A 15545-nucleotide genomic window follows, 5' to 3' on the forward strand; every position below is an offset into this window, starting at 1 on the left:
ACAGCGATTCATCCCAGGAATTGAGCTCTGCTCCGGGCTTGCGTTGCCCCCCGAAGGTCGGAACATCGGTCTGGCCTTCCGGGCGCAACGACGGAAGCTCCGTCCCCCCCGATGCGGCCACGGACCAGGGCGCCCTACCCCCTGCGCCCCCGAGCCGCGTGCGTCACCACACCCCCAAGTCAAAGGTCTCCCCTCCGATGGCATTTCGCCTATTCCCCTCCCGAGCCGCTACCGGCTTACCTGCCCTGCTCACCGGGCCCGCGCGGCGCCCGGCCTTCAAGGTCGCCCCGCTGATCGCGGCGGGCACCACGTGCGTCGTGGCCGCCGCTCAGGCGCTCTTCGCGTCACCGGTCGCTGCCGCCCCGGAACTCGTCGACCGCCACGCTGTGGTGCTCGTCAACTTCAAGAACCACCCTCTCGCCGACGCACAGAAGACGCATGACCTGGCCGTGCAGAACTTCTTCGGCGCTGGCGACTCCCTCGCCTCGTACTACGCGGAAAACTCCGGCCATCGGATGAGCGTCGTCCCAGCCAAGGGCGATGGCGTGTTCGGGCCGTTCACGATCGACCTGGACGACTCCGCCGCGTGTGAAACCGGCAAGATAGCCGAACTCGCCCGCAAAGCGGTCTCCGACGTGGAGTACGACCGCATCTCGGTCGTCTTCCGAACCGATTTCTGCGGCAGCTGGTGGGGGCTGGGCTCACAGCCCGGCCCCGTCACCTGGTTCCACGAAGGAGCGGTCGCCGACAAGGCCGCCGTCTACCACGAGGTGGGACACAACCTCGGATTCGCTCACCAGGAACGTGAGTTGTGCCCGGCCGGCACCCTTACCGACTGCACTCGCGACGGCTACAGCAGCCGCACTCCCATGGGCGCCGGCGGTGCGAAGAAGGGCCTGAGCGCGCCCGAGCTCCTGGCCCACCAGTGGCTCACGACCCAGCAGACCGTCACACCCACCGGCTCCACGACGGTGCGTCTCACCCCACTGCACACGGCGGGCACCTCCGGGGTCCGCGCGGTCGACCTTCCGCTCAACGCGCACGGCGACCGCATCGTCATCGAATACCGCATCCCCGATGCCGCCACCCGTGACATCGACATCGCCCAGGGTGTGAACCTCTACCGCGTCCCGGAAGGCCGCTACGACCACGCGGTCATGGTCAGCAATGCCAAGCGGGACGACACGTCGGCCCGCGGCTCGTTCGCAGCCGGCAGCACCCCGCTCACCGACACCGCGGCGCAGCTGTCGATCAGCGTCGAGCGGGTCAGCGCCACGGGGGCCGACGTCCGGATCCGGCTCGGCGCCGATGCCAAGACCGATCCGGGTGCGGCGCTTCCCGCGGCCCGACCCTCCGGGGTGCGTTCCCGGTCCGCCAGCACCGCGGCCCCGGCACCCCACACCACCGAAGACCCTGCTGCCATCGGCCCCGTCACCGTCGCCCCCGGCCCGTCGGCCCACGGCGAAGCGCTCGCCACCACCGGAGCCGGTCCCGCCGCCGAAAATGCCGTGAGCGCCGGCATCATCGGATGCGCCCTCATCGCCGTCGGCGGCGGCACCGTCTTCTTCCTGCGTCGACGCAGCGCGCGCGGGAGGCACTGAGACTCATCCGGCCCGGGGCGGCGGCATCCTCGTCGCCGACCCGGGCCCGTACCGCATCGTCGACCTCGGCAGCCTCGCGGCTGGCACGAAGATGTGGTGCGCACGTGTCAAGGCACCCTTACCCAGAAGCGGAAGGACTCCACGTGATCAGAAGAGCCTTGTCGTTCCTCGCCACGGCCCTGGCGACCACGCTCGCCCTCGCCCCGGCGGCGGATGCGTCGGCGGCTCCGGCCGACCCGTCGTACAAGGTGCTCGTGTTTTCGAAGACGGACACCTTCCGGCACGACTCCATTCCCACGGCCATCCAGACGATCAAAGATCTGGGGGCCGCCAACGGATTCACCGTGGACGTCACGGAGGACGACACCGTCTTCACCCGGACCGGTCTCTCCCCCTACAAAACGGTCGTGTTCGCCTCCACCACCGGCGATGTCCTCAACGACGCGGAGCAGGCGGCGTTTGAGGGGTACATCCGCAGTGGCGGCGGCTACGTGGGGATCCACGCCGCCGCCGACACCGAGTACTCCTGGCCGTTCTACGGGGAGCTCGTCGGTGCGTACTTCAAGACCCACCCCGCCCAGCAGCAAGCTGCTGTCAAGGTCGAGGACCTGGTTAACCCCAGCACCGCGCACCTGCCCGCATCATGGAGCCGTTTCGACGAGTGGTACGCCTACAGGTCGAACCCCCGGACCACCGTGCATGTCCTGGCGTCCCTCGACGAGACCAGCTACAGCGCCGGCAGCGGCGCCATGGGTGACCACCCGATCACGTGGTGCAAGAACCACCAGGGTGGACGCTCCTGGTACACCGGCATGGGCCACACCAAGGACTCCTATGCCGACCCGGCGTTCCGGAAGATGCTTCTGGGCGGGATCCGCTACACGGCAGGGGCAGTCAATGCCGACTGCACACCCTCGGGCGGCGGGACGGGCACCGTCCAAGCCGAGTCGTTCCAGACGGGGCAGGGTGTCCGGCCCGTCACCAAGGAGGGGGCCGACAACGGCCAGACGCTCGGCTACCTCGACCCGGGCGACTGGGTCTCGTACGCGAACCTCCCGGTCGGCGGATCGACCACCTTCAAGGCGCGTGTCGTTTCTGGCGGGGCGGGCGGCACGATCCAGATCCGTGACGGCTCCCCGACCGGCCCGGTCCTCGGCTCCGTCGCCGTCCCGAACACCGGGGGCTGGACGGCCTTCAAGGACGTCTCGACGACCTTGAAGGCCGTGCCCTCTGGTCGCGCAGACGTCCATCTGACCTTCACCGGTACAGGCTCAAGCCTCTTCGACGTCGACGACTTCGCCTTCAGTGCCCCGGCACCCGGCCCGATGCTCGGCCTCGCGGGCAAGTGCCTGGACGTCTCCGGCGCCGCCACCACGAACGGCACCCAGGTTCAGCTCTCCACGTGCAACGGCGGGTACGCCCAACAGTGGACCCGCACCCCGTCCGGTGAACTGCGCGCCCTCGGCAAGTGCCTCGACGTCTTCGGCGGAGGTATCGCCGACGGCACCAAGGTCGAGCTGTGGGACTGCAACGCGACGGGCGCCCAGCAGTGGACGCCCACCCCGGCCGGCGAGCTGCGCAACCCCCGGTCCGGCAAGTGCCTGGACGTCCTCGGTGGAGGTACCACCGACGGAACCAAGGTCCTGTTGTGGACCTGCTGGGGTGGCGCCAACCAGCGGTGGAGTCTCCCCGCCTGAGGTCCCATCCTGGTGGCGGACCCCCTCCCGCATTGCACAGGTAAGCGATTTCCCTGGGTGCCTTCCGTTCGTCGAGTTGTGGCCAGGTGGCGATGCGCCGCCGCGATCTCGCGATCGAGGGATTCACGGCTCTGCGGGCCGCGTACGCCAGGGGTCGAACAGTGGCTGCGCGGCACCCTCGGCGCAGCAGGGTCCGCGCTCGGCTGACACCTCCCCGAGGCACGCTGGCGGAGCGATCTGGAAGCACCCCTCACGGTGCGTGCTGCGGCCGTGACACTGCGGGTCTGCGGTCATCTGCCCGCACGCCGGGCAGCCGCCGCGCCGGACATGCCCCCTGGAGAACGCGCCATCGCCCGGCCCAACAGCGGCAGGGCTCGGAAAACAAGGCGCCGCGCGTGTTTTGCCTGTGTTGTGGGCGCCACGTTGCCGTGTCTGCTGGATCGACCTACCGTTCCGGATATGGCCACTCCTGTGCGGACTCGCTGGGGTGATACCGGCATGCCGGTGGAGTTGACGACCTTCGTGGGGCGTCGGGAGGCCATCACTGCGGTCAGGGCCGCGCTGTCCGAGTTCCGGGTTGTGACCCTGACGGGTATCGGCGGCGTTGGCAAGACGCGGCTGGCGATGCGGGTGGCTACCGCCCTTCGGAGGGCGTTCGCGGACGGTGTGTGGTTCATCGACCTGTCCGCGGCGACGACTCGCACGGCGTTGGACGCGTCCGTGATCGAGGCCCTGCGGATCCACGACCGGTCGGGGCATGAGGCCGCGGACGTCATCCTGGACTTCCTGTCCGAGCGGCAGGTTCTGCTCCTCCTCGACAACTGCGAACAGATCGTCGCTGAGGCCGCGTCCTTGATCAACAGGGTGATCCGCCGGGCGCCGCGGGTACGGATCTTGGCGACGAGCCGCGAACGCCTGTGGGCGACCGGTGAGTGTGTGTGGCGGGTTCCGCCACTGCGCGTCCCGGATCCGGATCTCAGAGTGGGAGGCGCGCGGAGTGCACCGGCGCCGGTGCAGTACCCGGCGCTGGTGCTGTTCGCGGAGCGGGCCGCGGCGGCCAGTGGGGCCTCCCCTGACAGGGAGGACTGGCCGGAGGTGGCGCGGTTGTGCCGCAGGCTGGACGGTTTGCCTCTGGCCATCGAGCTGGCCGCCGTCCAGACCCGGGTGTTCTCCCCGGGGCAGCTGGTCCGGCGTTACGACGAGCGGCTCGGGGCGATGGGCACGCCCGACCGCACGGTGCCCGACCGGCACCGCACCCTGGAGGCGGCGATCGAATGGAGTTATGAACTGTGCACGCCGCACGAGCGGCTCCTGTGGTCCCGGGCTTCGGTGTTTGCCGGCAGGTTCGGCCTGGATGCGGCCGAAGGCGTCTGCTCGGGCGAGGACCTACCGCGGGAGGAGGTCCTGGACATCCTCGCCGGACTGGTGGACAAATCGATCCTGGTCCCCGAGGAAGAACTCGGCGAGCTGCAGTACCGGCTGCTCGAAACCCTCGCCCAGTACGGGGCCACCCGGCTGCGCGCAGCGGGCGAAGAGGGGATGCTCGCCAGGCGCCACCGCGACTGGTACCTGCAGCAGACCGAGAAGATGGCCACGCAGTGGTGGGGCCCCGACCAGCTGGACTGGTCGCGGTGGTTGCGTCGTGAGTACCGCAATCTGCGGGCCGCTGTGGAGTACTGCGTGACGACGACAGGGGAAGGACAGGCCGGGCTGAAGCTCACCGCCGGACTGCTGCCGCACTGGCATGCGGGCGCTGAGGCGAGTGAGGGGCGGCTGTGGCTGGAGAGGGCCCTGGCCGCCGACACGGAACCCACCCTGGCCCGCGCGATGGCCCTCCGGAGTCTGGCCTCGATCTGCGCCAGGCGGGCGGACTACGCCCCTGCCGAGGCGGCCCTGAAAGACTGCCACATCGTGGCGCGGCACCTGAACGACCCGCTCATGGTCGCCCGTGCGCACAGCGTCGAGGCGGAGCTGGCGGTGAACCAGGCCGACTACGCCACGGTGCTCGCCCGCGCGAAGCAGGCACTGGCGTGCCCCGAGTACGCCGGAGGGCCGGAGCGGGCACAGCTGTTGGCCGCTGTGATCATCGCGCACGCGATGCTCGGCCACTACGACGAGGCGGTCAGCGCCCACGAGGAGGCAGAACGCTGCAGCGTGGAGTTCGGGGGGCATGCGGACCTAGTGTGGGCGCTGGCCGGCCGGGCCATCGCGGAGTTCGGCGCCGGCGACCACCAAGCGGTGATCCGGTATGCGAGGGAATGCATCCGGATCGCACGTGACTATGACAACGTGATGGGTCTGGCCACTTCCTTTTTGCTACTGGTTCGCTCCTTGGTGGCCGAGGGCGATTTCGGACGCGCCGCCGAACTCCTCGGAGCGCGTCGGCAGGTCTGCAACGAGCTCGGAGTACCTGCCCTCAGCGAGATGGAGTCCGCGGTGAATGATGCTCTCGCCGCGCAGCTCAGAGCGGAGCTCGGTGGGACGCCCTTCGAGGCGGCCGTGGCGCGGGGCTACGCCCTCGATCTCGACGCGGCGATCGACCATGCGCTCGGCATCGAAGGCGATGAACCCGGGCGGTCTGCCGATGCGGGCACCGCGGACGCGGAGCCCAGTCTGCTGACCCCACGGGAACGCCAGGTCGCGGGCCTGGTGGCAAGGGGCCTGTCCAACCGGAAGATCGCCGAGGACCTGGTGATCTCCCCACGGACCGTCGAAGGGCACGTGGATCACATCCTCACGAAGCTCGGCTTCACCTCTCGCGCCCACATAGCCGCCTGGGCCGCCCGTCAGGGCGGCTGACAAGGAGCAGCAGTCGCAGATGCGATCGTCCCAAGAGAGCGGGTGCAACCATTGAACATGGCAGATACCGTTCCGTTCCACCGCGGCTCCACCGGGGAGATGCCCGCCGAGCTGACGAGCTTCGTGGGGCGGATGGAGGACATCGGCAAAGTGAGTGCGCTCCTGTCCGATTCCAGGGTGGTCACGCTGACCGGACCCGGAGGCATCGGCAAGACACGGCTCGCCCTGCAGGTGGCCACTCGGGTTCGCCGGTCGTTCGGGGGCGGCATGCGCTTCGTCGACCTGGCGCCCCTGACGGACGGTGGTCTACTGGCCTACTCGCTGGTGGACGCACTGAGGATCGACAGCGCGGCCAGGGGCGGTGGGCTGGAGGCTGTCACTGCCTTCCTTCGCGAGCGGAACATGCTCCTGGTGCTCGACAACTGCGAGCACGTCGCTTCGGCCTGTGCGGAACTCATCCGTGTGGTCCTGCAGCAGGCCCCTGATGTCCGGATGCTCGTGACCAGCCGGCACTCCTTGGGCATGAGAGGAGAGCCCGAGTGGCCTGTGAAGGCGCTTCCGGTGCCGGCTCCGCAGGATCCGGGCGGTGGTCGTCCCATGACGCTTGCGGCTGCCGCCGAGTATCCAGGGATTACGCTGTTCGCCCAGCGCGCCGCAGCAGCGAGCGGATTCCTTCTCTCGGAGGAGAACGTAGCCACGGTCGCACTGGTCTGCCTTCGGCTGGACGGCCTGCCGCTGGCGCTCGAGTTGGCCGCAGGCCTGACTCGGGTGTTGTCCCCGGGGCAGATCCTCCAGTATATCGAGAACCAGTCTGGTGTCCTGGCGACGAGGGACCGCGCGGTCCCCACCCGGCAACGCTCCCTGAGGGCCACCGTCGACTGGAGCCATGAGCTCTGTTCGGACGAAGAACGCCTGCTGTGGGCTCGGTCCTCTGTGTTCGCCGGCTGGTTCGGCCTGGCTGCGGCCGAGGACGTGTGCGGCGGGGAGGACCTGCCGGCCGGGCTGGTCCTCGAGACGGTCACCGGCCTCGCGGACAAGTCGATCTTGATGAGGCAGGAGCGGCTCGGAGGCGTGCAGTACCGGTTTCTGGACACGCTCGCTCAGTACGGGCGGGAGCGCTTGCAAGAGTCCGGCCGTCAGCCTGAATTCGCCCGGCGGCATCGGAACTGGTTCCTTGCCGTGGCCACGCAGATGGAGAAGGAGTGGTTCGGCCCCGAGCAAGTCCGTTGGGCGGGGCGGATGCGGGCGATGCGCGCCGATCTGCGCGCCGCTCTCGAGTTCAGTCTCTCCGCTCCTGGTGAGAGCCAGGAGGCCATTCGGATCCTCGCGGCCATGGACGCATGTTGGGTTGCGTCCGGGCCTGTAGGGGAAGGCCGCCACTGGCTGAAGCGGGCGCTCGCCCTCGATACCGAGCCGTCACGTGCGCGGGCCGGCGCCCTGAGGACCTTGGGGCATCTTACCTCCATCCAGGGCGATCAGGCCGCTTCCGCAGGGGTGCAGCGGGAGTGCGAGAGCCTCGCGGAGCGATTCGGAGACCGGCCACTGGCGGCGAGTTCCCTGGCCAGTCAAGGGCTGATCGCCCTGAGCGACGGTGACCTGGCCGCGGCAGTCGCACTGGGTAAAGAAGCTCTGCGACGCCTTGGAGAGGTGGACGGGACGGACTCGGCCGAGCTGCAGGCCAAGGTGCAGGCGCTCCTCCTGCTGGCCCTGGCCCAAGACCAGCTCGGAGACTTCGACCAAGCCGCAGCAGCCGCCGAGGAGGCCCTCGGCTACTGCGTGAACCACGGGGAGCAGTGGTTTCGCTCCTGGGCGCTCATCGCCCTCGGCTTCGCCGAACTCGGCCGACTCGATCCGATCGCAGCAGTCGGCCGAGGGCGTGAAGTCCTCCGGATCGCGCAGGCCTTCAGGGACATCACGGGCACGGGCCTGGCCACCCTGCTCATGGCGGGGGCGGGTGTCGTCAGTGGCGAGAACGAGCGCGGCGCCGTTCTCCTGGGCATCACCGAGAGGCTGGGCGAGAAGGCCACGCTGCTCAGGTCCATCGCCTTCTACGACAGCACGAGGAAGCTCTTTGGGAAACTGGCCCGCGAGCAACTCGGCGAGGGCCCGTTCGACGCAGCCGTGGCCCGCGGGCACGGCTTCGGCATCGACCAGGCGGTCGCTTTCGCCCTCGGCGTGACCATTGGCGAGGATGCGACTGCCCGGACCGGGTCGCCCGCGTCTGGCAAGGATCTGCTGAGCCGCCGGGAGTGGGAGGTCGCCACTCAGGTCTTCCGGGGTCTGTCCAATAAGGAGATCGCCGCAGCACTGGCCATCTCCCCGCGCACCGCTGAGGGCCATGTCCAGAAGATCCTCGTCAAGCTCGGGTTCCGCTCCCGCACACAGATCGTCACCTGGATGGCCGGCCACTCAGACGCTTGAGCCCTGGGCGGTGATCCTCTACCGACCGCCGACGATGACGATTCTGGCGGGGTAGGGCCCGGCCCGCGTAGACCTTCCCCCCAGTACCTGGAACGTGCTGCCACACCTGCCATCCGGCACCCCAGGTACTACGCGGGTCGTACCTGGCAGCGAACAGGTAGTACTACGGCTGTGCGGGGTGGGTGGACCGGCGAGTGTGGATACATCGTCCGATTCATCCCTTGGAGTCCTGATGACTACAGCAGCCGTTTGTACCCGGCCTTGCGTCGTAGGCGCTTCCGGGCCGGATCTGACTCTCAGCACGGATCACGTCGCGGGCATCAGCGCGATGAGGCGGCGGCTGATCGAGACCCTCAAGGTTCGCGGATGTGCCGAGCCGATGGTCGACACGGTGGCGCTGCTGGCCACGGAGCTGCTCGGAAACGCGCTGACGCACGCCGACGTGGGCGGTGAGCCGTTCCCGGTCCGGCTGGACGTGTACTGGAACGCGTGCGGTCTGACGATCGTGGTGACCGACCCGGACCCGCGGCTGCCGGTCGTCACGAACGCCGACGACGACGCGGAGCACGGTCGGGGCCTCGAGCTGGTGCAGGCGCTGGCCACCCGCTGGGGCGCCTGCCAGGTCGCGGACGGCAAGACCGTGTGGTGTCACATCGCCTGAGCGGCGATGGACCGCCGGACCCGGCCCGCCCATCGACATGCACGTCTCTGTGCCCTGAGTGGTGACCCGGGGCCCGTTCCGGAGCGGCCCGACCCACCGACGCTACATCCCGTGAGCGGCTCTGCCCACGGCGCGGCTGATGCGATCACGGACCACCTCGGTGGAGACGTAGGAGAGCGCCTCTACCAGCGAGTCAGCGACGGCGGTGAACTGGCCCTCCTGCTGGCCCAGATGGGCGTCGAGGAAGGGGACCACAGACCCTGTGGCGGCACGGCGGGCCTGCCGTGCGTACAGCACGGTGAGGGAGAAGGCCCAGCAGGCGTGCAGGAAGCCGTAGACGGGGCGCTGGGTGCCTCGCCAGGGGGAGAAGAAGGTGACGTCGGCGGGGAGGTGCACGTCGTGCGCGGCCAGGGCGTCGTTGAGCCAGTTGTGGGCGGCCTCGTGGATCAGGTCGCGGGCCAGGATCTCGGGGTGGGCGGTGTAGTCGGTGAAGACGGTGCCGGGGAGGCGGGTGAGGGCCCAGCTGTGGAGGGTCTCGTCGAGTCGGCGGCGGTTGAGCAGGCAGATGACGGGGGCGTGCTGGGTGAGCAGGGTGCCGAAGCCGTGCTCGGTCGCGGAGGCGAGGGCGGCACGAACGAGGTCACGGGCCTCGGGTGAGGCCGGGCTGGTGTCGGGGCCTACGAGGTAGTACGCGGTTTCGGAGATCTCTGAGCGGAGCAGTTCCCCCGGGCGCGGGCTGAGCACGATGTGCGGGCCGGCCGACAGGTGGGTCAGGTCTCGCACCGTCGCATTGCGGTACCAGTCGAGGCGGTCCGCGTCCCGGGCGCGTGCGGAGTGTTCGGCGCCTTCGAGCAGGTGGTGGGCCACGGCGTAGTCGAGGGCGGACGAGCCGAGGCGGTTGCCGAGTACGGAGGCGACACGGCTGGTCCGTAGGCGCTGGTGGTCGGCGATGCCGTCGAGGGCGACCAGGACTTCCGGGGAGAGAGTGCTCATCTGGGGCTCCGGGGATGGAACGGGGCCGGGCGGGACGGGCCCGGCCCCGTGGCGGTCAGGCCTCGGTGGTGGGCTCAGCGGCGTCGGGCTGCACCGTGGTGGCCAGCCAGGTCTCGGTGGCCGCGTTGGAGGTGTGCGCGGTGGTGCGCACGGGGTCGCTGTCGCGCAGGGACGCGACTGCCTCCAGGAACTCGTCGAACGTCTTGTCTTCTGCCACTGCTCGCTCTCTCCTCTGGTCGGGGCCGTGGGTTGGGGGAGGGGCCGTTGTGGGGCGGGCCGCGGGGGTCGGTCATGGCGGCGAAGCCTCCTACCCGGAGACGAAGAGTGTGAGGAACTTGCGAACGCGGCCGGTGCGGACCGGTTCGGTGCCGTGGACGAGCTGGCTGCCGAAGAGCACGAGCGTGCCGGGAGCGGGTGCGACGCTCCATCGGGTGCGGGGCATGGTGCGGAACCAGGGGGAGGACATGTCCGTCCCGTCGTGTGCGAAGCGCATCCTCTGGGCGTAACCCGACCCTGTCGGCGCCTCGGCGGTGGTCCAGATGGTGTCGCTGCCCGTGGTCTCCACGTAGAACGCGCCGCCAGTCTCCTGGACGTCGGTGAGAGTGACCGTCGCGGCGGCGATCTGGCGGGGACGGGTGAGGGGATCGGGGGCGATGCCGTCGGCATGTGGGGTGACGTACTGGCCGGCACCGTATTCGAGGTAGATCCACGGCCGGTGGCCGGTGACCGACGGCAGCGTGCGCGTGATGGCGGGCATGTGGACCTTCAGGGCCTGGTCGAGGAGGGTGGTCGCCTCGCGCGGGATGTCGGTCATCTCGATCCGGCTGGCCGGCTCGTAGACGTCCTGCGCCTCGGCGGGGGAGTGACCGGGGATCTCGTGGATGGTGGTGCGGCGGCCAGTGCCGTACCGGTCGCGTCCGAGGGAGTTGAGCGTGTCGTCCATGACGAGGTTGAGTCGCTCGACCTCGTCCGGCTTGAGGAAGCCCTCCACGGTACGGATCGACAGAGTCTCGGCGATGTGGATCATTGCTCGCCTCCGCATGCGCAGGGGGTGGAAGGCGGGGCAGAGGCGGCCTCGGCCAGGGCCTCCGTGAGTACGTGTACGGCCTGGGCGAGGTCCTCGAAGTACTCGGCAGGCGTGGTGCCGGGAGCGGGTACGAGATGGAGGTCGAGCGTCGGATACACCCGGCCGGTGGTGCGGCACGTGAGCTCGCTGCGACCGAGGAGCAGCGAACACGCGCCGGGTAGGGAGGACTCGGCACGGCTGGCGGCTCGGCACAGGCGCGCTGCTGTACGTGTGTACTCGCCGCGGTCGCGCGGCAGGATGCCGACCGCGGCGAAGCGGGGCTCGGTTTCGGGGAGGCCGGCGTAGGTGTGGCCCTGGCAGCTGTCATAGGTGACGGTGTTCCAGCCCGCCGCGAGCACGTCGACGACCGGGCGGACGCCGGGCTCGATGCCCTCGTACCACTGAGGATGGTGGGGGTCGAGATCGTCTGCCTCGTGCACGCCGGGGAGGCCGACCGTGTTGATGTTGCCGTGGGTGCTGACTTGCAGGTGCGCGGGCGTGCGGGGCACCGTGGGGTCGTCCCAGCGGGCCAGGAAGGCGGCGACGTGGTGCATGTCGTTGGGGCGGACGGGACGCCAGCGCAGCCGGGAACAGGAGGTGCCGGGCGGTAGGTCCGGCTGGGCGAGCAGGGCTGCGACGCCGTCGATCAGGCGCATGCGATGGTCGCAGTACGCGTCTTCGTCGCCCGCGGCGGCGAAGCGGAGGCGGACCGCCGGGCAGCCCGCGCCGCAGGTGTCGCGGTAGTCGCAGGTCGTGCACTTCGTGACCAGGGAGCGTGCTTGCTGAAGCAGGGGAGAGCGGCCCTGGGCGCTGGCTACGTCCGGCTCGGCGTGCACGCCGCCGAGCGCGGCGAGGCCGGCCTGCGGCCAGGGCAGCTCGTCGCAGCTTCCCAGGCGGTCATCGGGATAGAGGGTGAGGACGTGGTCGCACTTCAAGTCGGAGAAGTGACAGGACCGGGTTTGTAGACCCCTTAGGCGGCGGATGACGGAGACGACGGGTTCCAGCTTGACGCGGCGGAACAGGCCGTCGCCGACCCAGTGGCGGGCGGCCTCCAGCACGAAGTCGGCGTACTGGCGAGGCGTGACGGCCCAGGCCGGGCCGGTGGGGCCGATGGCACGTCGCTGGAGTGCCCGACTGGTCGGCGCACGAGATCCGGCCGCCGTGGTCGACCGGGTGACCGCCGCGTCGAAGCACGGCACCAGGCTGACCGTCGTCACGGCGGGAAAGGAGGAGAGGTGCTCCATGACCTCGGAGGCCCGACCGAGGACGTACGGGGTGACGGCGCAGATGACGCCTACTCGGCGGTCCCGACGGCCGAGGAGTTCCAGGGCTTCGACCACTCGGGGATGCGTGGGGCGGCCGTCGTAACCGACCCGCCACGAGTTCCCGAGCGCGTCCCCGTCGAGGGAGATGCCGATCTCCAGCTCCGGACAGTGCCGCTCGAACAGGTCCAGCCAGGCGTCGTCGAGCTGGAGGCCGTTGGTCTGGAGGCTCACGCGGATGACGTTCGGCTGTGCGGCGAGCGCGTCCAGGATCTCCGCGATCCGTTCCCGGCCGGCGGTCAGGGGCTCCCCGCCGTGGAGCTCGACGCTGAGCGGACGCCCGGAGAAGATCGAACCGAGGCGGTGGACCTGTGCCGCGCTGATACGGGCACCGCCCGGTGACTCCTTGCGCTTCTCGAAGCAGTACAGGCAGTCGATGTCGCAGGTCTCTCCCCGGAGCTTGAGGATGACGGAGACCGCCGTGTCCGGTCCGGTGCTCGACAACGGGGCGTAGAGATTCTCCAGGTTCGTGGGTGCGGTGCGGGCGACGGGCATCAGAGGACTCCCGAGGAGGAGAGGCGCGGTCTACGCGCCATCGGTGGAAACCGTGGACAGCCACCCGAGAAGCTGTCCGCCGGTGATGGGGATGTGGACGTCGCCGCGGCGAAGGAACCAGCCGTCGGCGTACCGCTGGGGCAGCCAGCCGGCGTCAGGGGCGCCCAGGTTGGGGGGCTTCTGCAGCGGGTCGTCGACGGGCCAGCAGTCCAGGAGCGCTCTGGTCACGCGTCGCTGAACCGGACGGAACCACTCCCACGTTTCCGGGCGGGCGGGGTCGATCGGCGGATGGAACGGCGCGCTGGGTACAAGTAGCGGCAGCCACTTGTCGCCCAGGACCGGGTGGCCGGCCGCCGCGCAGCCGAGCGCGGCGAGACAGGTTTCCAGCTTCCGGCACACGACGTCGGCCGACTCGACCAAGCCGTCTTCGACGAGGCCGGTCAGGTCCTCGGCGAGACTCGCCGCCACCTCGGCCTGGTCGGCGACCGCCCAGCGTCGGTAGCCCTGGCGCTCCCCGGGAGCGAGCACCGGGTTCCATTTTCCGGAGCTGTAGGAGAGAGCGGTACGCAGACACATGAGGTCGTGCATCGAGGCGCGTACCCGGCGGAACGATCCGAGGTCGTCGCGGTGGACGTCGAAGGAGCGGAGCAGGTGACGGAGCTCTTCTGCCCGCTGCGGCGCCGTCGCCTGGAGGTCGACACGGACGCCGTCCACGATGCGCGACTCCCATGTCGGAAAGGCGCCGTCCACGATGCCACGCAGGTCGATGTCGCTCGCCGCGTGGGCGAAGCCGCAGGCGAGGGCTCCCTCCAGCCAGACCTCGCGGGCCTCGCCGGACGCGAGCAGTGCCTGGGCGACTCTGTCGGCGATCTCCCGGCGCAGTCGTGCCGATGGGTTCACCGGTGGCCTCCTTCGATCAGGATCTTGTCGTCGGCGGTGATCTCCCTGAGGAGATCGATGGCCCATCGGTCGAGCGCGCCGCGCACGTCGGACCGCTGGGCGCCGATGTGGGGCGAGGTCAGGAAGTTGAGCGGCGTCGTGGAGCCGGTGAGGAGCGGCAGGTGCTCCCGCTCGACCGGGTCGAGGGCGAGGCCCGAGAGCCTCTCGTCCGCCAGCGCCCGCAGGCAGGCGGCGACGTCGAGGGTCTCCAGCCGCCCGGCGCAGATCAGCAGAGGCCGCTGCGGAGCGACGCGTGTGAGGAAGTCCTCGCCGATGAGCTGCTCGGTCGTGGGACGCAGCGGCAGAGCGATCACGTGTACCTGCGACTGCTCCATGAGGGCTGTCGGCGACAGCTCCCGCAGACCGGGAGGGTTCGACGGCCACGCAGCGAAGGCCGTGCGGTCCATGAAGGGCGCGAGGGCCCAGTCGGCGGCCAGCCCTACCGGGCCCGCGCCCCAGATCCCTGCGGCCAGGCTCCCGAGTGACGCACCCATGCACGCCTGCTTCTCGTGCTGGCCGAGCAATAGCGCGTGCTGCCCCAACGGGATCCGCCGGGCCAGGGCGAGGGCGGCGGCGAGTACCCACTCGCCCACGGCGCCCGCGCCTGCCTCGGCGTTGCGGTGCAGTGTGATGCCACGGTGCCGGAGGGCGTTCACGTCGATGTGGTCGATGCCGGAGCCGGTCCGTATGACGTGCCGCAGACGAGGGAGCGCGTCGAGCTCCCGCTCGCCTAGGCGGACGCCGGAACGCAGGACGAGCATGCCCGTGTCGGCGGGCGGAGGCGAGTGCAGGTCCGGCAACTCGTGCACGAGGACATCGGGCAGGGCGCGGCGGATCGCGTTCGTGTCCGCCGCACCGCGTAGCACCAGGACAGTGTTCATCCGAGGGACTCCGGCTTCTCGTACCGGCCGAAGGCGAGATCGCCCTCGCCGACGACGACGGTCACGGGCGAAGGTGCGCCGAAGTACGCGTCGCAGGCGCGCTTCACCCCCGGGAGCCCGTCCCAGGCCCGCGGATTGACCGCGGTGTCCGCGTAGTCGTCGACGAGCAACACGCCCGTCGGGGCCAGGCGGGTGACGCAGTGCTTGAGTCCCGTGAAAGTCGAGCCGTAGAAGTCGCCATCCAGGTAGGCGAACGCGATCTCCTCGGGCAGCTCATTGGGAAGGGTCTCGTCGAACCATCCCGCATGTATGACCGGCGCCGGCCTGCCCCACGTCGTGTGCGTGGCGCGCACGTCGTCCGGGGACGACCGGAGCTCGCCTGTCGCCAGATGGTCCGAGTCCTCGGCGCCGGGCGCGGGCATGCCCTGGAAGGAGTCGTAGACGTGGATCTCGCGGTCGCGGTCGCGGTCGCCCAGCGAGTCGAGCACGCTACGGATCCAGAGGGCCATCGCGCCCCTGTAGCAGCCGAGTTCCACCACGGCTCCCGGCAGACCGCAGGCGGTCAGGTCGGCGAGCTCGTCGGCGACCACACGGAGCCGGTCGGCACAGACCGTCCCGGAATGCTCCCGTAGCAGCCACTCCCGCAGATCCTTCAGCGTCGGATCCATGA

General features: G+C 69.9%; 12 protein-coding genes. 5 read left to right on the forward strand and 7 right to left on the reverse strand.

Annotated elements, in window-relative coordinates; all coding sequences use genetic code 11:
- Positions 1–197: 197 nt before the first annotated feature.
- The 5 genes from OG259_RS37680 to OG259_RS37700 all read left to right on the forward strand — a co-directional run bounded on the left by OG259_RS37680 (position 198) and on the right by OG259_RS37700 (position 9179).
- The gene (locus OG259_RS37680) at positions 198–1601 is read left to right on the forward strand and encodes a hypothetical protein (RefSeq protein ID WP_328946345.1); all 1404 of its coding nucleotides are present in this window, start codon (positions 198–200) and stop codon (positions 1599–1601) included.
- A gap of 143 nt (positions 1602–1744) precedes the next feature.
- A complete protein-coding gene (locus OG259_RS37685) occupies positions 1745–3298 on the forward strand; it encodes a ThuA domain-containing protein (protein ID WP_328946346.1) in 1554 nt (517 codons plus the stop codon).
- Positions 3299–3757: 459 nt separating this feature from the next.
- A complete protein-coding gene (locus tag OG259_RS37690) occupies positions 3758–6097 on the forward strand; it encodes an ATP-binding protein (RefSeq protein ID WP_328946347.1) in 2340 nt (779 codons plus the stop codon).
- A gap of 57 nt (positions 6098–6154) precedes the next feature.
- Positions 6155–8518, forward strand: coding sequence for an ATP-binding protein (locus tag OG259_RS37695; RefSeq protein WP_328946348.1), 2364 nt, complete (start codon positions 6155–6157; stop codon positions 8516–8518).
- Positions 8519–8846: 328 nt separating this feature from the next.
- On the forward strand, positions 8847–9179 hold the full coding sequence (locus OG259_RS37700) for an ATP-binding protein (RefSeq protein ID WP_328946349.1): 333 nt from the start codon (positions 8847–8849) through the stop codon (positions 9177–9179).
- Between the two features lie 102 nt (positions 9180–9281).
- On the opposite strand, the gene OG259_RS37705 is transcribed toward OG259_RS37700, so the two are convergent.
- The 7 genes from OG259_RS37705 to OG259_RS37735 all read right to left on the reverse strand — a co-directional run bounded on the left by OG259_RS37705 (position 9282) and on the right by OG259_RS37735 (position 15543).
- Positions 9282–10172, reverse strand: coding sequence for an aKG-HExxH-type peptide beta-hydroxylase (locus OG259_RS37705; protein ID WP_328946350.1), 891 nt, complete (start codon positions 10170–10172; stop codon positions 9282–9284).
- Positions 10173–10227: 55 nt separating this feature from the next.
- Positions 10228–10389 (reverse strand): hypothetical protein, encoded by a 162-nt coding sequence (locus tag OG259_RS37710; RefSeq protein WP_328946351.1) that lies wholly within the window; start codon positions 10387–10389, stop codon positions 10228–10230.
- Positions 10390–10479: 90 nt separating this feature from the next.
- Positions 10480–11199 (reverse strand): 2OG-Fe(II) oxygenase, encoded by a 720-nt coding sequence (locus OG259_RS37715; RefSeq protein WP_328946352.1) that lies wholly within the window; start codon positions 11197–11199, stop codon positions 10480–10482.
- Positions 11196–13055 (reverse strand): radical SAM protein, encoded by a 1860-nt coding sequence (locus tag OG259_RS37720; protein WP_328946353.1) that lies wholly within the window; start codon positions 13053–13055, stop codon positions 11196–11198. The genes OG259_RS37715 and OG259_RS37720 overlap by 4 nt, the downstream gene beginning before the upstream one ends.
- A gap of 30 nt (positions 13056–13085) precedes the next feature.
- Positions 13086–13955: a hypothetical protein gene (locus OG259_RS37725; RefSeq protein WP_328946354.1), complete on the reverse strand. Its 870-nt coding sequence runs from the start codon at positions 13953–13955 to the stop codon at positions 13086–13088.
- The gene (locus tag OG259_RS37730) at positions 13952–14875 is read right to left on the reverse strand and encodes an NAD(P)-dependent oxidoreductase (protein WP_328946355.1); all 924 of its coding nucleotides are present in this window, start codon (positions 14873–14875) and stop codon (positions 13952–13954) included. Before OG259_RS37730 ends, OG259_RS37725 begins: the two co-directional genes overlap by 4 nt.
- Positions 14872–15543 (reverse strand): TylF/MycF/NovP-related O-methyltransferase, encoded by a 672-nt coding sequence (locus OG259_RS37735; RefSeq protein WP_328946356.1) that lies wholly within the window; start codon positions 15541–15543, stop codon positions 14872–14874. Before OG259_RS37735 ends, OG259_RS37730 begins: the two co-directional genes overlap by 4 nt.
- Positions 15544–15545 lie beyond the last annotated feature (2 nt).

The sequence above is a fragment of the Streptomyces sp. NBC_00250 genome, from assembly GCF_036192275.1.
Lineage (GTDB): Bacteria > Actinomycetota > Actinomycetes > Streptomycetales > Streptomycetaceae > Streptomyces.